The 16,166-nt window shown below is 62.9% G+C and carries 14 protein-coding genes; 4 read left to right on the top strand and 10 right to left on the bottom strand.

What is annotated here, in order from left to right:
* Nucleotides 1-11: 11 nt before the first annotated feature.
* The gene (locus VGE08_RS06075; RefSeq protein ID WP_331066957.1) at nucleotides 12-419 is read right to left on the bottom strand and encodes a c-type cytochrome; all 408 of its coding nucleotides are present in this window, start codon (nucleotides 417-419) and stop codon (nucleotides 12-14) included.
* Nucleotides 420-572: 153 nt separating this feature from the next.
* Between VGE08_RS06075 and VGE08_RS06070 the strand changes: the two genes are divergently transcribed.
* From VGE08_RS06070 to fadB, 3 genes are all read left to right on the top strand, one after another.
* Entirely contained in the window at nucleotides 573-2,150 is a 1,578-nt protein-coding gene (locus VGE08_RS06070) for an AAA family ATPase (protein ID WP_331066956.1), read from the top strand.
* 199 nt (nucleotides 2,151-2,349) lie between these two features.
* On the top strand, nucleotides 2,350-3,303 hold the full coding sequence (locus VGE08_RS06065; protein WP_331066955.1) for a DUF5996 family protein: 954 nt from the start codon (nucleotides 2,350-2,352) through the stop codon (nucleotides 3,301-3,303).
* A 155-nt stretch (nucleotides 3,304-3,458) separates the two neighbouring features.
* Entirely contained in the window at nucleotides 3,459-5,609 is a 2,151-nt protein-coding gene (gene fadB / locus VGE08_RS06060; RefSeq protein ID WP_331066954.1) for a fatty acid oxidation complex subunit alpha FadB, read from the top strand.
* A gap of 108 nt (nucleotides 5,610-5,717) precedes the next feature.
* On the opposite strand, the gene VGE08_RS06055 is transcribed toward fadB, so the two are convergent.
* Nucleotides 5,718-7,235, bottom strand: a complete 1,518-nt coding sequence (locus VGE08_RS06055) for an FAD-binding oxidoreductase (protein ID WP_331066953.1) — start codon at nucleotides 7,233-7,235, stop codon at nucleotides 5,718-5,720.
* A gap of 237 nt (nucleotides 7,236-7,472) precedes the next feature.
* On the opposite strand from VGE08_RS06055, the gene VGE08_RS06050 reads away from it, so the two are divergent.
* Complete coding sequence (locus VGE08_RS06050; protein WP_331066952.1) at nucleotides 7,473-8,072, top strand: YfaZ family outer membrane protein; 600 nt, start codon at nucleotides 7,473-7,475, stop codon at nucleotides 8,070-8,072.
* Between the two features lie 19 nt (nucleotides 8,073-8,091).
* Here the strand turns inward: VGE08_RS06050 and VGE08_RS06045 are convergent, their stop codons facing one another.
* The 8 genes from VGE08_RS06045 to VGE08_RS06010 form a co-directional block, all read right to left on the bottom strand.
* A complete protein-coding gene (locus VGE08_RS06045) occupies nucleotides 8,092-8,421 on the bottom strand; it encodes a hypothetical protein (RefSeq protein ID WP_331066951.1) in 330 nt (109 codons plus the stop codon).
* A 180-nt stretch (nucleotides 8,422-8,601) separates the two neighbouring features.
* Nucleotides 8,602-9,168, bottom strand: coding sequence for an NADPH-dependent FMN reductase (locus VGE08_RS06040; protein WP_331066950.1), 567 nt, complete (start codon nucleotides 9,166-9,168; stop codon nucleotides 8,602-8,604).
* A 12-nt stretch (nucleotides 9,169-9,180) separates the two neighbouring features.
* The gene (locus VGE08_RS06035; protein WP_331066949.1) at nucleotides 9,181-10,011 is read right to left on the bottom strand and encodes an alpha/beta hydrolase; all 831 of its coding nucleotides are present in this window, start codon (nucleotides 10,009-10,011) and stop codon (nucleotides 9,181-9,183) included.
* Entirely contained in the window at nucleotides 9,996-11,147 is a 1,152-nt protein-coding gene (locus tag VGE08_RS06030) for a cobalamin-independent methionine synthase II family protein (RefSeq protein ID WP_331066948.1), read from the bottom strand. Before VGE08_RS06030 ends, VGE08_RS06035 begins: the two co-directional genes overlap by 16 nt.
* A 15-nt stretch (nucleotides 11,148-11,162) precedes the next feature.
* A complete protein-coding gene (locus VGE08_RS06025) occupies nucleotides 11,163-11,699 on the bottom strand; it encodes a VOC family protein (protein WP_331066947.1) in 537 nt (178 codons plus the stop codon).
* Nucleotides 11,700-11,747: 48 nt separating this feature from the next.
* On the bottom strand, nucleotides 11,748-13,973 hold the full coding sequence (locus tag VGE08_RS06020; protein WP_331066946.1) for a TonB-dependent receptor: 2,226 nt from the start codon (nucleotides 13,971-13,973) through the stop codon (nucleotides 11,748-11,750).
* Nucleotides 13,974-14,054: 81 nt separating this feature from the next.
* Entirely contained in the window at nucleotides 14,055-15,224 is a 1,170-nt protein-coding gene (locus tag VGE08_RS06015) for a CoA transferase (protein ID WP_331066945.1), read from the bottom strand.
* A 9-nt stretch (nucleotides 15,225-15,233) separates the two neighbouring features.
* The gene (locus VGE08_RS06010) at nucleotides 15,234-16,058 is read right to left on the bottom strand and encodes a citryl-CoA lyase (protein ID WP_331066944.1); all 825 of its coding nucleotides are present in this window, start codon (nucleotides 16,056-16,058) and stop codon (nucleotides 15,234-15,236) included.
* Nucleotides 16,059-16,166 lie beyond the last annotated feature (108 nt).

The following is a 16,166-nucleotide window of genomic DNA, read 5'->3' as shown; positions in this document are numbered from 1 at the left end:
CCGCGTGACGGTCACTTCGCGCACTGCTGCGGATCGACGCTGACCTGCTTCAAGTAGGCGATCACGTCGGCGCGATCCGCTTCCTGACTGAAGCCGGGGAATCCCATGATGGTCCCGGGCATGACGATGTAGGGCGCGCCCAGGAACTCATCGAGCGTCTGCTCGTCCCAGACCAGGCCCGACGAGCGCATCGCCTCGGAGTAGGGAAAACCGGGCACGCTGCCGGCCTTGCGACCGACCAGCCCACAGTGCATCGGGGCATTGTCGGTGCTGGCCGAGAGCGAGTGGCAGGCCGCGCATTCCTTGGCGTACAGCTCTGCGCCGCGGGCTGGATCGCCGCCCCCGGAGCTGCAAGCCGCCAGGCCGAGCGGTAAGACACCCATCAACAACAACGATCGATTCAACTTCGCCCAATACATTCAGACACCTACCATTGCCCGAGGTCGCGCGCCGCGCAAGCGGTTCCGGCGCGGGCGGCGAGTATATCCAACCTGCGCCGCGAGTCTCGGATTTCGGCTCGGCCCTCGGTAATCTGGCCCTGTGTCGACAATGCGCCCCAGGAGAAGCCCCATATGAGTGAGGTTCAAAGCGAGCGGCATCCGCCTCTGAACATAGAGGAACTGCTGCGCGCGGATGCCTTTCCTCATCCCGTCAGCCAGCTACGTCTGGTGGAAACGCACATTTCGTGGGTCGTGCTCACCGGCTCGTTCGCGTACAAGATCAAGAAGCCGGTCAAGCTTGGCTTCATCGACACCTCCACGCTCGAGCTGCGTCAGCACTATTGCAACGAGGAGGTCCGGCTGAACCGCCGGCTGGCGCCCGAGCTGTATCTGGATGTCGTTCCGATCACGCGCGAGCACAGCCGCGTTCGCGCAGGCGGGCAAGGTGACGTCATCGAGTATGCCGTCCGCATGAAACAGTTCCCGACCGGGAACGAGCTGGACGCGCTACTCGATCGAGGGGACGTTTCATTGCAGGAGATCGAACAGCTCGCCGAGCTGCTGGGGCAGTTTCATCAGCAGATTCCCTCGCCCACACCGAGCCAGGACCTCACGCACACCCGCAGCATGTTCGAGAACGTGCTCGGCAATCTGGAGCAACTCAGTGCGCATGCACCGGACATGCTCGATGTTGCGCTTCTGCGGCAACTACGCGATTGGACTCGCGCGTCGCTGGATGCCCAGCGACCGGCATTCGAGAAGCGGGAGCGCACCGGGCACATTCGCGACTGTCATGGCGATCTGCATGCGGCCAACATCGTTCGCATCGACGGCCGTCTGGTGCCGTTCGACTGCATCGACTTCGATCCGCGCTTGCGTCACATCGATGTCATGAACGACCTGGCCTTCCTGGTCATGGACCTGCGCAGCCGCGACCGGCAGGATCTAGCGACGGCGCTATTGAACCGCTACCTCGAGGTCACTGGCGACTACGAAGGCGTGCAGCTTCTGCCGTTCTATGCCGTGTATCGAGCCTTGGTACGAGCGAAGGTCGATGCGATCGCCGCGAACCAATCGCCCGAGCGGGTGAGCCAACTCACCGAGCGCTTTCAGCGCCGCATCCGCACTGCCCTGCAATTGATGAACGAGCCCTCGCCCACGCTGCTGCTGATGCATGGCCCTTCCGGCTCGGGCAAGTCGTGGCTCAGCGAGCAGTTGGTGCCAAGAGTGCCGGCGCTGCGAATCCGTTCCGATCTGGAACGCAGGCGACTGCTGGGCGAAGCGCGCGACGGCGAAGACAAAGGATTCAAGACGGGTCGCTATGCTCCCGAGATGAGCCGCCGGATCTACTCGCGCATGGTCGAGTGCGCCGACAGCTGCCTGCAGGGCGGCTGCAACGTCATCATCGACGCCGCTTTCTTGAACGAGTCCGATCGTGAGTTGTTTGAAAGCCTGGCAAGCCGTGCCGGCGTCAACTGTGCATTTATTTCATGCCATGCCGACGAGGCCACGTTACTGGAGCGTGTCTCGGCACGCGCGGCGCAAGGCCGCGACGTTTCCGAAGCGGATCGCGACGTGGTCACGGCTCAACTGCGCACCTTCGAGCCACTGCAGTCTCGCCCCGATCGCCGTGTGATCCACGCCGATACTCGCGATCCTGACGTAACTCGCACCGTCGTCGCTGCAATCGAGGCCATGACAGCTGCGTGAGCCGCCGAAAGTCGCTCACGCCCCCTGGCGCCGATCGCAAACACATTCCCTTTTTGCACGCTGCACGGCAATGCATGCCCTGCATGCAGACGCCTTCGAGCAGCACTACGCTTCGGTGGCTCAAACGCATACAGTTCCTGATTCGGCCTTGAAAACAAGCGCAGTTGACGAGACAGCACCGCGCGAGGAACATCCGGGCATGGTCGCCCAACAGCACAACGCCTGGCCGGCCCTTCCCTACGAAGCATGGAAGGACACGTGCGCGACCTTGCACCTGTGGACTCAGATCATTGGCAAGATTCGCCTCGCACGCACGCCTTGGGTGAATCACGGCTGGCACGTCACGCTGTATGTAACCGCCCGTGGATTGACTACAAGCCCCGTCCCCTTTGGCGAGCGCACCGCCGATATCACCTTCGATTTCATCGCGCATGAGCTGCGCATCGAGGTGAGCGATGGCCACACCGGCCGTATCGCTCTGCGTCCACAATCCGTCGCGGACTTCTACGCTGCGGTGATGGAGGAACTGCGGCGGTTGGACCTGGAGGTTTCGATCAACGAGCGGCCCAGCGAAATCGCCGACGCGGTGCCCTTCTCTCAGGATCATTCTCACAATGCCTACGACGCCGAGCATGTACAGCGTTTCTGGCGCGCCCTGGTGCAGATCGACGACGTCATGAAACAATTTCGCAGCGCCTTCCTCGGCAAGGTCAGCCCCGTGCATTTTTTCTGGGGGAGTTTCGACCTGGCCGTCACGCGCTTCTCCGGCCGAACGGCGCCCCTGTTCACGGGCCAGGCGCCGGGTTTGGCGCAGGAGGTCATGCAGGAAGCCTATTCGCACGAAGTCAGCAGCGCGGGCTTCTGGCCGGGCGGCAACGGCGTGGATCATCCCTCTTTCTATTCTTACGTTTATCCAACCTCGGACCGGTTCAAGACGTTCTCTGTGCAACCCGCGGGCGCAGTGTTCAGCGACACGTTGGGCGAATACCTGCTTCCTTACGATACGGTCCGGAGCGCAGCCGATCCGGCCGCGACGCTGCTGTCGTTCTTTCAAACAACTTACGAGGCGGCGGCAATATCGGCGAACTGGGACCGCGCGGCACTCGAATGTCCACTCGGAGCGCCCGGCGTGCCTCGCGCACTGAACGCCTGATCGAGCATTTGACCACTATCAAGCGCTGTCATTTGCCAGGCTCGCCGTCCCTGGCGCGAAACGCCCGAGGCTGCTAATTTACCGACAGGTAAGATAAGGCGCCGCGCCCTCCCGGGCGTGAGCGTGAGCGTTTTTGCAGCAATCGAAGGGCCATCATGTACCAAGGGAAAACGGTCCGCGCCGCGCGCATCGCGGACGGCTTCGTTGAATTGTGCTTCGACCGCGAGGCATCCTCGATCAACAAGTTGGATCAACTCGCCATGCGCGAGCTGGGCGAAGCGGCGCAGGCAATCGCCGCACAAACGGACGTGCGCGGCGTGCTCATGACCAGCGCCAAGGAATTCTTCATCGTCGGCGCCGACATCACCGAGTTCATCGAGCTGTTCTCCAAGCCCGAGGCCGAGGTAATCCAGATGTTCTCGCGGGCCAACGAGTCGATGAACGCCATCGAAGACCTGCCCTGCCCGACCGTGGCGGCGATCAATGGCTTCGCCTTGGGCGGTGGGTTCGAAGCGGCGCTTGCGGCGGACTTCCGGGTGGCGGCTGACACGGCGCAGGTCGGCTTGCCCGAAGTCAATCTCGGCTTGATTCCGGGATTCGGCGGCACGGTGCGCCTGCCCCGTTTGACTTCGCCGCAAACCGCCATCGAGTGGCTGTCGAGCGGCAAACCTTCGGCATCGCAAGCTGCCTTGGCGGCGAAAGCGATCGATGAAATCGCGCCGGCCGCCGATCTGCGCAAAGCGGCGCTGGCTTTGTTGGAGAAGGCTGCGAATGGAGCCTTGAACTGGCGCGAGCGTCGCGCTGTGAAGCTTGCACCCGTGCCAGGCGCCGCTGCAGCGAGCACGCAACTGCAATCGGCCATCGACAAATTGTCGGCTCGTGCCAAGCAGCAACATCAACCCGCCATCTCGGCAGGCGCGCAGCTGGTATCCAAGAGCATCAGCGAGTCGCGAGCCGGTGCGCTGCAGCTGGAAACCGCCGAGTTCGTGCGCATGGCGAAGACGCAAGCGGCGGCCTCGTTGATCCAGATCTTCCTCAGCGAACAGCAACTGAAGCGCCAGGCCAAGGAAATCAGCAAACGCGCTCGCCCGGTGAAGAGCGCCGCCGTGCTCGGCGCGGGCATCATGGGCGGCGGCATCTGCTATGCCAGCGCGGCCCGCGGCATTCCGGTGCTGATGAAAGATATCAATCAGAAGCAGCTCGACCTGGGCATGAGCGAAGCGAAAAAGCTGCTCGGCAAGCAGGTATCGGCCGGGCGAATGAAACAGGAGAAGGCCGACGGCGTGCTCGCTGCCATCACGCCGCAGCTCGGCTACGAGAACTTCGACCGGCCCGATGTGATCATCGAAGCCGTGGTCGAAAAGATCGAGATCAAGCACGCCGTGTTGCGCGAGGTGGAATCGAAAGCGCGACCGGATGCGATCATCGCATCCAACACTTCCAGCCTGCGCATCGACGATCTGGCGAAGCCGCTGGCGCGACCGGAAAATTTCATCGGCATGCACTTCTTCAACCCCGCGCCGATCATGCCGCTGGTGGAAGTCGTGCGCGGCACGAAGACTGGCGAAACCGCCATCGCCGCGGTGGTGGGTTACGCCACCGCCATGGGCAAGACGCCTATCGTCGTGAAGGACGGGCCGGGCTTCCTGGTAAACCGCGTGCTCACTCCCTACATGCTCGCATTCCTGCAGCTGGTCGGCGAAGGCGTGGATTTCGCCGTCATCGATCAGGTGATGGAACAGTTCGGCTGGCCCATGGGCCCGGCATATCTCAACGATGTCATCGGCATGGATACCGGCACGCACGTGTTCGACATCATTTCCACTGGCTTTCCGCAGCGTCTGCAGCGCAGCCAGACGCCGGATGCGGTGCGTTTGCTGGCGGAGCGCGGCCGCCTCGGCCAGAAGACCGGCATGGGCTTCTACAAGTACGAGTCCGATCCGGCCGGCAAGCCGATCAAGCAGCGCGCCGATGACACTTACGAGTTGATTGCCGCCGCGCAGCCTTCGGGTAAACGCGAGCTGCCGGCGAACGAGATCGTCGAGCGCATGATGCTCGCGATGATTGCCGAGTCGGCCTGGTGTCTCGAAGACGGTGTCGTGGGCACGCCGGAAGAACTGGACATGGCGCTGCTGCTCGGACTCGGCTTGCCGCGCTATCTCGGTGGCGCGCTCAAGTATGCGGACTGGCTGGGCCTGCAGAAGGTCGTGGAACTGAGCGACCGCTACGCACGACTCGGCGGCCATTATTCCGTTCCCGAGAGCCTGCGCGCCAAGGCGGCCAAGGGCGAACGTTACTACTCGTGACGATCAGCGAGGCGCGCTCGCTGCCGAGCGCGCCTCGCATGGGTTGCTGGTCACTCGCTCGCCAAGTCAACCACCTCGGCCTGCTTCAATCGTCCGAGCGCTGCGGTTTCACACGCGGCTCGTGACTCTCTTCGCCCGGTCGGGCTGCACATTCGCGTTCAGACGAAACAGGTTGGACGGATCGTATTTGGTCTTGAGCGCCACCAGGCGAGCATAGTTGCCGCGATAGTTGGAGTTGACGTCACGCGCGGTCGCTTCTCGTGCGATGTCGTTGACATAGAAGCCGCGAGTGAATTTCTCGAGCGTCGACCAATAGCGCCGCGTCGCCGCGATGTGCTCGGCGCTGTCGGATGCACCCGAGGACCAACCACTCAGGGTCATCATGTTGGCCAGCGCATCTCGATTTGCGAAAGCAGTCGCATCCTCCGGCGCTCGCGAGCAGGCCCCGCCGCACTGCTGGAAGAACACCGCAGTGGCTCGACGCGGGTCGCCTTCCAGCCCATCCACCAATGCGGCGATGAGATCATCCGGCAGCGAGGTAACGAATCCGCCTTTGAGATAGGTTGCCACCGCGCGCGGGTCGGAAGTATCGCCGGAGCGCTGCAACTCGACATAGTCCATCGCTTTGATGGAATCGCTGAGCGGCGTGCCAATCTTGCGAACAGGCGCGAGCGCACGTTCTGCATCTTTCACCGGCCCGCAGTAGCCGACCTCCATCTCGGCCATGCCAGGAGCGCCTCCGGGTGGCAACGTGATGATGGGCTGGATGTACAAGTCGTCGGGTGCCGTGGCCGCATAGTCCGCAAACACTGTGAGCACATCGCGGGCTTTGGTGATCGGGAAGCGCAACCAGCCGGCGATTACCTGCCGTTGCATGGGATGCAGCTTGAACTCGAACTGGGTGACGATGCCGAAGTTGCCGCCGCCACCGCGCAATCCCCAGAAGAGATCCTGATTTTCCCGGTTGCTCGCGTGCCGCAGCTCTCCATCGGCCGTCACCACGTCCATCGATTCGAGATTGTCGATCGACATGCCGAAGCGCCGCGCGAGGCGGCCAAAACCGCCGCCGAGCGTCAGACCGCCCACGCCGGTATGAGAAACGGTACCCAAAGGCGTCACCAGTCCGTGTGCCATCGTCGCTCGATCGACCTGGCCCAACAATGTACCGCCCTTCACCGAAACGCGCCGTGCCGCCGCGTCCACGTGCGCACCGCGGAATTTGCTGAGGTGTATCTGCATGCCGCGATCGCAGGTCGATTGACCGGAGTGACTATGGCCACCGCATTTCACCGCGAGCAGCAAGTTGTGCTCGCGCGCGAAGCTCACTGCGGCCTGGATGTCCGGGACATCGACGGGTTGCACGACGAGGGCGGGATGTTTGTTGAACGATGGATTCCACAAGTACCGGGCTTCGTCGTATCCGGGATCGCCGGCCAACAGCAGTTGTCCCTGCAATCGCTTGGCAAGGTCCAGAACCTCAGCACCGCGCAGCGTGATATCAGCGCCGTCGGAAGTAATCGCCACGATGTCGGGAATCGGCCCGGAACGTGACAGCGCAGAGGTGAACTTGAACGCGGCCAGCGAACCAGCGGCCAGCGCCGAACTCATGAACTCACGGCGTTGCATGGACTTCTCCCCGGATTCAGTGCGTTGATGCGCAGCACATTGGAATGTTTCGCGACGCGCCGCTCGGCGGCCGCGAATAAATGACAGTAGATGCCCCTGTGCGCGCGAATGCAATGATCGGAAGGTCACTCCCGAAGTTACAAGCTGACCGCCGGGTGTCGCGAAACGGAACATTTCCATTCGCAAGTCATTGCCTTATGCGCGTGCAATGTCACCTCCAGCCGGCAAGGGGTTCCTATGATCAAAACACTTACCGCTTCTACGATTGCCCTCGGTATGTTGTGCGCACTGATGACCGATGTTGCGGCAGCGCAGAGCGAGGGCGACACCTCCAGCGCCGAGGTCGCGCTCAGCAACGACACCTTCCAATTGCGCTATGAGACCGGCGCCAACCCCGTGGGCGTGGATGACGGTCGACTGTTCGGCGCGTTCTTCCTGAGCGAGGAGCGAGACATCGTGATCAGCGCCGGCCTGTCATTTCCCGCCGACCTGAACATCGGACGGCTGTCGCTGCTGCTGGGTCCGCAGGTGTACGCGGCCTTGCTGGAGGACGAGAACAACGACGTGATGTCGGTAAGCATCGGTGCGCAGTTGCGCTATGTGTTGATCGAACGCATGGGGCTGGCCATTGCCGGACATGCGTACTACGCACCCGACATTCTCACCTTCGGCTCCGCCGACAACCTCACCGACCTGGGCGCGCGCGTGGAGCTCGCCCTGGCGGATCAGGTCACAGTGTTCGGCGGCATGCGTTGGTTCGAGTTCGACCTGACCGAGGGGATGGGAGAACGCACCCTGCAGGAAGAGCTGTTCGTCGGGCTCGGTTACCGGTTCTGAAAGGAGTCGGCGGGCTGGGCTAGAACTCCATGATCTCGGCCGAAACGACCTCGAGCTGCGCGGCGCAGCCCAACGCGCGGGTCGCGCCAGGCGCGAGGATGAACTCCTCCTGCATTTCCTTGGCGCCCACGGCGTTCCAGCGCACCACCACTTTGATGCTGCGATAAGTGTGCTCGCTGGTCACTTTCCAGGAACGGTTGTGCTCGTCGCACTGCCGGTCCGGCGAAGGCTTGATGAAGCTCGTGACCGCCGGCTCCTGAGCGTCCTGCGACGAGCACAGGCCGGCCCAAGTCAACCCAAAAGCAAACACCGCGGCCAATAGCCGGCCGCCCCCCGAGGCTGTTTTCATGGTGCAGTCCTTCTTCTGCGCGCGCGCGCAAATGAGACAGCTTGTTTATTACCGAGAATACCCGCCTAAGGATGGTACGCGTTGCACGCTGCGCCTGCTACCTCTCTCACACTGTGGAACCAGCGGGCCCGGCAGGGGCCCATAACTGTGATGCGCGTCATAATGACGCATCAACATGCATCAACGCGGGGGCGGTGTTGGCGCAAACCGCGCCAGCCACGCCTGGAAGGCGCGCAGGAATCCGCCGATGAACTCCCGGGCCTGCGGGTCCTGCAGCCGGCCATTCTGGTCGAACAAACCCGCCACCAGGGGAATGTAGGCTTCGGGATGAGGCATGGCGGCGAGGTTCACGGCCAGCATCACCTGGCGCAGGTGATGGGCCGCAGCCATGCCACCGAGCGCGCCGGGACTCTGGCCCACCACCGCCGCGGGCTTGCCGTCCCATGAGCTCTTGCCCCACGGGCGGGAGCCGACATCCAGCGCATTCTTCAGCGCGCCGGGGATGCTGCGATTGTATTCCGGGGTGACGAACACGATGCCGTCCGCCCCTTGCACCTGCTGCCTGAACCGCGTCCACTGTGCCGGCGGGTCGTCCGTTTCGAGGTCCTCGTTATAGAGCGGCAGGTCGCCGATCTCGATATCGAACAGCTCCATGCCCTCCGGCGCGAGCTCCTTCAGCGCACCCGCCATCTGCCGGGTGTAAGCACCCTTGCGCAGGCTTCCGACGATCACACCCACTCTGGCCATTTGCGTCTCCCGTCAACCGATGCCAGCGGCCCGGGCCGCCTGGCTGGAAAAGAATCCGTGCAAGGTCCGTGTGTACAAATCCGGCGCATCCAGGGCCGCGAGGTGCCCGGCCCCGGCGATTGTGTGCAACCGAGCATTCTGAATCGTCTCCGCCAGCAGCTTCGCAATCGAACGCCGCTGCGGCGAGTCGTATTCTCCACTGAGGACCAGGGTCGGAACCGGCAGACGCCGCAGATCACGCGCTTCGACGGGCGATGAGAACGGCCGCTGCTGCATCAGCAGATCCTTCGCCGGGTAACGATCCACGATCTCCCGCAACAGCTGTCGCGCACTCACATCGTCCGAATGCAATTGCATGTAAGGATGCTGTAGCCACAGTCGTCGAAACGCATCGATGCCCTCGCGGCGAAGCAGCTCGCGATAGTCGTCGATAGGAATCTCCTCGCCTCCGGGCGGGCGAGGCAAGCCTTCCGCAGGCGGCGCATCGAGCACCAGGCACGACGTCCGCTGCGGATGTCTCAGCGCCCAACGCAGCGCCACGCGCGCTCCCTGCGACATGCCGACCATGGCCGCATGCTCGATATCGAACCGCTCCAACACGCGATCGATGTCGAGCACGTCTCGCTCGATTCCCGGTTCGCCCGTGGATTGTCCGAAGCCCCGCCGGTCGAAGGCGATGACGCGGTACCAATGCGAAAGACGCTCAATCTGCGCGCGCCACATATCGAGATCGAGCGCCCAACCGTGTACCAGCACGACCGCAGACCCCTCACCTGCACTGCGCACGCGCAATGTCGCTCCATCGACGTCGATGAATCGATCCTCGCTCAGCGCCGCCCCCACAACCGCTCCGATGCCATGGCGGCCCCGTCGGCCAGCGACTTCAGCTTCAGATAAGCCACGTCGGGATCGACCGGGCCAAAGCCTGCAAACGTGCCAAAACCACAATCGGTGCCCGCCATGACCCGTTCACGCCCGACCACATCGGCATAGCGGCACAAGCGCTCGGCGACCAGCAGCGGATGCTCGATGTAGTTGGTCGTGGAGCTGATCACACCAGGGATGAGCACCTTGTCATCGGGCAGCAGCTGATCGCGAAACACCGCCCACTCGTGCTCGTGGCGCGGGTTGGCGCCTTCGATCAACAGCGCCTGCACTTTCGCCTTCACGACGATGGGCAGCAGCTGCTCGAGCGGCACGTCGTGGTGATGCGGTCCCTCATAGTTGCCCCAGCACACGTGCATGCGGACACGATCGGCGGAAACATTGCGAAGCGCGTGGTTCAACACTTCGATGTGGCGCGCAGCGCTGCTCAGGAAGTCCTGAACCGTATCGTTGCGATACATGGTATGGCGGCCCATTGCCAGGTCCGGCGCATCGATCTGCACCAGCAACCCGGAGCTGGTGATCAGCTCGTATTCGGCGCGCATCGCTTCGGCGACGGCTTCGAGATAGGCATCCTGCGAGCTGTAGAAGTCGTTGGGCTGAAACAGCGCGATCACGCCGGGCGAAGCCGCGTTCAGAAAACCTTCCACGGGCTTGGACGCAGCCAGCGCCGCGTTGAGATTGGCCACGTCGGTGTAAGCCGGCCGCAGGTCGCTGACTCGAATCTCGGACACGCAGCGCGGCCGTGTGTACTTCGCCGTCGCACCGGTCGCGGCGAGACGCTGCAAGATGCGCGGAAACTCCACCAGATCCTGACCCGGCTCGCGCGGCGTATCACCCGCGAATCCTGTCAGCCGGTTCTTGATGTAGGTGGCGTAACTGATCTTGCTCATCTCGCCATCGCTGACGACGTCCACGCCGCTCGCCACCTGCCGGGCAACAGCGTCCTTCACGGCGTCGGCAATCGTTGCGCTGGCGGCAGACTCGTCGAGGGATTCGCCACGTTCGCGCGCAAACAGCACATCCGTGACTGCTTGCGAACGTGGCAAGCTGCCAACGAGCGTCACCAGGATCCGATCGCGACTGGTTTTCAATGCCCGGTCTCCGGCTCAGCGGAACATATTGTTGGAGCGGTGATCGCCGGCCAGCCAGCGCTTCAGCTCGGCATGCGCGTCGGCCCGGCGCGCGGCGTTGATCTGCTCCACCTCGGGATGATCGACAGTGAACTCGACGATCATGCCGTCGGGATCGACCGCGTACAGCGAGCGACAGTAGCCATGTTCGAGCACATACATCTTCGGCTCGACGTAACCGGCGGCACGCAGCCGCTGCTCGATGCCCTTCTGCACGTCCGCATCGACTTTCAGTGCCACGTGATGGAAGGGAGTCTCGGGCATCTTCGGCCCGAACAGTGCCTGGTCTTCAGGCCGCGCGAACTGGAAGAACGCCAGCGCGCTGCCATCGCCGAGCCCGAAGAACAGGTGACAGTAGGTGCGCTCGGCGCCGAACAACTCGTCCGACTCGCACCAGGCCGCCATCAGCGGCAGTCCGATCACGTCCTCATAGAACTGGCGGGTCGCTTCGAGGTTCTTGGATACGTAAGCCGTGTGGTGCAATCGCGAAGGCAACTTGTGAGTGGTGGCCATGGTCGTGCTCCTGATGATTCCGGTCAAATGGGGCTGAGGCACGTTCGACTAGAATCGGTAGGTTAAATCGATACCCCAGCGCCTGGGCAGCGCCTTGAAAACGAAGTTGTTGGTGTAACCGGGATTCGGGAAGAACTGCGGGCCCGGCGACCATTCGGCGTTGTACTCCTCGTCGGTGAGGTTCTTCGCCCACACCGTTGCCGACCACGCGCCGCCCTCCAGTCCGATGCGCGCATTGACCAGTTCCACCGGATCTCGCTCGGTGAAGTTGTCCGGATAGAACCAGGTCGGCCCGATGGCTTCGAGATCCGTGCGCACGAACACGCTCAGCGCATCGCTGAGCGGCCGCCGATACTGCAGGCCAAGGTTCGCGCTGTACTCGGACACCAACGGCGCCTGATTGCCCACGTCGGTCGGCGCCCGGCTGGACTCCTTGATCTCGCTGTCGGTGTATCCGAGACCCAGATAAGCATCGAATCCCGCGCCGAGCCGCGCCTTGAACTCCAGCTCCACGCCCTGGTAGTCCACCCGCTCCAGGTTGCCCAGATTCTGCGTGCTGGTGTTGGGATCGAACACAAAGAAGTACGAGCCCTCGGCACGCGTGTAGTAAAGGTTCAGGTTCGCGCTCAAGCGGCGATCGAAGAATTCGGCCTTGGCGCCGATTTCATAGGTGTCCGCCGTCTCCGCATCGAACAGGTCATCAATGCCTGCGATGCCGGCCGCGCCCACGCCGGTCTGGTTGAAACCGCCGCTGCGGAAACCGACGCTATAACCAGCGTAGACCATCGAGTCGTCCGTAGGCTTGTAACGCAGCGTGATCTTCGGCTGCCACTCGTCCCAGGTCTCCTTGCGCACCTGTCCAGGGAAGGCAACGCCGGCCAGCCCCGCGGGAATGAACTCCGCCGGCGTTTCGGTGGTGTTCTCACGTTCGTCGCGGTCGTAGCGCAACGCCAGCGACATTTCCAAGCGCGGCGTGAGGTCGATATCGACGTTGCCGAACACGGCCCACGCGAAGTTGTCTTGCGAGTCCGCGAGATACGTGAACTGCGGAGCGAACAGTGGCAACGGCTGGCGGCGCACTTGCGGCACCACGCCGGTCCCCAGGTCGAACACGTTACCCGTCGAAATAAATCGATCGGTGGTGATGCCGTACACGCCCGCGATCCAGCGCACCGCTCGATCCGCTGGCGAGGTAAAGCGCAACTCCTGGCTGACCGCCTCGACGTCCAGAAACTGATGCTGCGCCTGGTCCGCACCGAAGAACTGGAACAGTACCGACTCGGGAATCGGCAGGAAGTTGAACTGATCGCCGGTCAGCAACTCCTTCAACGTGTCGTAGGAAGTCACGGAGGTGATCGTGCCGGCATCGGTCTCGTAGTCCATCTTCAGCGATACGCCGTACATGTCTCGAGTATTCACGCCGGGATTGTTCACACGCACCGGCAGGCTGGTGTCATTGACGCTTTCGGTGATGTTGAAGTACAGCGCCTGGGTATCGACCTGTGACGAGCTGAACCGCAAGTCCGCGGTGAACTTGTCCGAAGGTTCCCACAGCAACCGAGCACGCGTCGATACATCCCGGAACGGATCGGCTTCCTCGCCCAGAAAGGCATTGTCGATGTAGCCGTCCGTTTCGAAATAAGAAGCCGACACGCGATATCTGAGCGTGTCGGTGATCGGGCCGCTGATATTGCCGCGCAGGCGCTGCCCCGGGCCGGATTCGTAGCCCGCAGTGATGCTGCTTTCGAACGTGTCGGTGGGCCGACGCGTATTGACGATGATCGCGCCACCGATGGCATTGCGGCCGTAGAGCGCGCCCTGCGGCCCTTTCAGGACTTGAATACTCTCGATGTCCACCAGTTCCTGGTTGAACTGCGAGGGATTCACCATCAACACGCCGTCGATGAGCACGGCCACCGAAGGCTCGCTGTTGCGCGCCTGGGAGATGCCACGCACCGTCACGAACGACGTGCCCTGATTCTGGGTCTGCACCAGGCTCATGTTGGGCGTCAGATCGATGAAGTCCTGCGGCCGCTCGATGCCGGCCGCTTCAATGTCGGCGGCCGTGAACACGTTGATGGCCACCGGTACGTCGAGCACCGACTCCTCACGTTTGCGTGCCGATACGATCACTTCCTCGAGACTCGATTCGGTGCCCTGCACTCTTGCCTGATTCTGGGTCTGATCCTGAGCTGGAACGTCGAACGGCACCATGAAAAATGCCGTCGACGCGCCAGCCAGCACCAGCACCCGCCCCCGTCGCATGGTAGTCATCACAGCTCCCCCTGACTCCCCGGCCGCCTCTTGTTCGCGAAGCTAGCCGGCAGCGTCGTAATCGACTTTGGACCAGTCACCTCAAGCCAACGCCGATACCTCCGCGGCATCGGGCCAACCCTCGCTCGCGGCGAGGGCCTTACGAATTGCCGCGCCGTGCTCGTTCAGCAGCGGCGCGGATCTCACTTCTTGCCATTTCACGCCGTCGAACTGCACGGCCGGCCGCACCGCATGCTTGCCGCCATTGGCCGAGGCCACTGGCACGATGAGGCCGAGGTGCCGCACCTGCGGATCCTCGACGACTTGATCGATGCGATTGATCGGCGCGAACGGCACATCGTTGCGTTCGAGCGCTTCGGCCCAGTGCTGTAAGGGATGCCGCGAAAACAATGCATCGAGCTCGGCGCCCAGCGCCTCGTAGTGATCGATGCGCCCTTGCCGCGTGCGAAACCGTTCGTCGTTGCTCAACCGTTCGCTGTCCAGCGCGGTGACCAGGCCCTGCCAGAATTTCTCGATGGACGACAGATGAATCGCGATCAACTCCTCGCCCTTGGTGCGCAGGATGTATGCCTGCGCGAGCCGCGGCCGATCGCTGGATGTCGGCACTTCATTCAAGGCGAAGAATGCCGCGAACGGCTCGATCGCGAAATGCGCCATGGCTTCGAGCATGGAAATTTCGACATGCCGGCCACGCCCCGTGCGCGATCTTTCCAGCAACGCACCCAGCACACCGAACGCCGCGTAAATGCCGGTGATGGCGTCGGCCAGTGCTGGCCCGAGAAACCGCGGGCGATCGCGATCGACCACCACGCTGAGAAAGCCGCTGAGCGCCTGCGCCACCGAGTCGTAACTCGGCCGGTCCTTGTAGGGCCCGCTCGACCCGAAGCCGCTGATGGAGCAGTACACCAGGCGTGGATTCAACTCATGCAATCGTTGCACGCCCGCGCCGAGCCGCTCAGCGGTGCCGGGCCTGAAGTTCTGAATATAAACATCCGCCTTGCCAATCAGCGCGTCGAACGAGTCGCGGTCGGATGTCTGATGCAGATCCAGCACCAGGCTGCGCTTGTTGCGGTTGTACGCCTGGAAGTGCGGCGAGAACTGGCCACCCTGGTAGCTGCGATAGGGATCGCCCGTGGGACTCTCGATCTTGATCACATCGGCGCCAAGGTCCGCCAGCATCATCCCGGCGCACGGCCCGGTGATGAAGGTGCCTTGCTCGACGATACGGATGCCGGAGAGCACGGACTGCATGATGATTCTCTACTGATCGGTGGCCACGAAGCCGTCCGGCTTCGGCCCGTCGTATTCAATGGCCGATGCCGCCGCGTGCGACATCACGAAGCCGATCGGACGCGAGCGCTCTTCCAACAGATGCGCAATGAGACTGGCGGTGCGCGCGAGCAGCGGCACCCCTCGCATCGCAAGCAATGGATAGCCGGCGTCCAGCAGAATCGCCGGAATCGCGCCGCTGATATTCAGGGCCAGCGGCTTGCCGGTGATCTCGGGCAACACGGCATCGATGACCCGTGCGGCTTCGATGTGACGGCCGCTCGTTCCCGCTTCTGCCGCCACTTCGAGCAAGCGCCGCGCGCGCGGGTCATAACCTTTATGCAGCGGATGGCCGTAGCCGGGAATGGCGCGTCGCTCGCTGCGATACTGACGGATGATTTCGACCGCGGCGTCTTTAATTGACCTGGAGTCGGTCGAGCTGGGGCCGGCGGCGCGCGTAACAACTTCGTGCAGCAGGCGCCCGGCATCTTCGGCGGCACCGAGTATCACCGATCCACAGCCCAACAATCCCGCGGCCACGGCCCCCTGCAGTGCTTCGGGCGCGGCTGCAAGCGTCATGCGGCTGACTTGCACGCTCGGCACCAGACCGTGCTCGGCAATGGCGACCAGCGCCGCGTCCAGCACTCGAGCCTGCGCCTGGTCGGGTAACGCTCCAGTAACCAGTAGCCATACATGATCCGTAAAAGAGATTCGTCCGATGAGGTCCTCGCACAAATCCTGACCGCGCACGAGGATGGTTTCCTCGTTCGACGTAGAGATCGACGACGTGCGGTGAGTTTGCGCGCCGATCTTCATGCCCGCGCCTCGCTACGATCGGCTGCCGGGCGGCTGGACATTTTTTCGCATATCGAATAAGTATTCGTCATACGAATCATGCTGGCCGCCAGCGCCAGGACTGTCAAT

Source organism: Steroidobacter sp. (genome assembly GCF_036406195.1).
In the GTDB taxonomy this organism is placed as follows: domain Bacteria; phylum Pseudomonadota; class Gammaproteobacteria; order Steroidobacterales; family Steroidobacteraceae; genus Steroidobacter.
This window is presented reverse-complemented; position numbering and strand designations above follow the sequence as displayed.

What these genes read in the sequence shown, in the direction of transcription:
- fadB (WP_331066954.1), top strand. Translation starts at nt 3,459, where the DNA reads ATGTACCAAGGGAAAACGGTCCGCGCCGCGCGCATCGCGGACGGCTTC.
- VGE08_RS06025 (WP_331066947.1), bottom strand. Translation starts at nt 11,699, where the DNA reads ATGGCCACCACTCACAAGTTGCCTTCGCGATTGCACCACACGGCTTAC.
- VGE08_RS06045 (WP_331066951.1), bottom strand. Translation starts at nt 8,421, where the DNA reads ATGAAAACAGCCTCGGGGGGCGGCCGGCTATTGGCCGCGGTGTTTGCT.
- VGE08_RS06015 (WP_331066945.1), bottom strand. Translation starts at nt 15,224, where the DNA reads ATGCAGTCCGTGCTCTCCGGCATCCGTATCGTCGAGCAAGGCACCTTC.
- VGE08_RS06020 (WP_331066946.1), bottom strand. Translation starts at nt 13,973, where the DNA reads ATGACTACCATGCGACGGGGGCGGGTGCTGGTGCTGGCTGGCGCGTCG.
- VGE08_RS06070 (WP_331066956.1), top strand. Translation starts at nt 573, where the DNA reads ATGAGTGAGGTTCAAAGCGAGCGGCATCCGCCTCTGAACATAGAGGAA.
- VGE08_RS06040 (WP_331066950.1), bottom strand. Translation starts at nt 9,168, where the DNA reads ATGGCCAGAGTGGGTGTGATCGTCGGAAGCCTGCGCAAGGGTGCTTAC.
- VGE08_RS06065 (WP_331066955.1), top strand. Translation starts at nt 2,350, where the DNA reads ATGGTCGCCCAACAGCACAACGCCTGGCCGGCCCTTCCCTACGAAGCA.
- VGE08_RS06075 (WP_331066957.1), bottom strand. Translation starts at nt 419, where the DNA reads ATGTATTGGGCGAAGTTGAATCGATCGTTGTTGTTGATGGGTGTCTTA.
- VGE08_RS06010 (WP_331066944.1), bottom strand. Translation starts at nt 16,058, where the DNA reads ATGAAGATCGGCGCGCAAACTCACCGCACGTCGTCGATCTCTACGTCG.
- VGE08_RS06055 (WP_331066953.1), bottom strand. Translation starts at nt 7,235, where the DNA reads ATGCAACGCCGTGAGTTCATGAGTTCGGCGCTGGCCGCTGGTTCGCTG.
- VGE08_RS06050 (WP_331066952.1), top strand. Translation starts at nt 7,473, where the DNA reads ATGATCAAAACACTTACCGCTTCTACGATTGCCCTCGGTATGTTGTGC.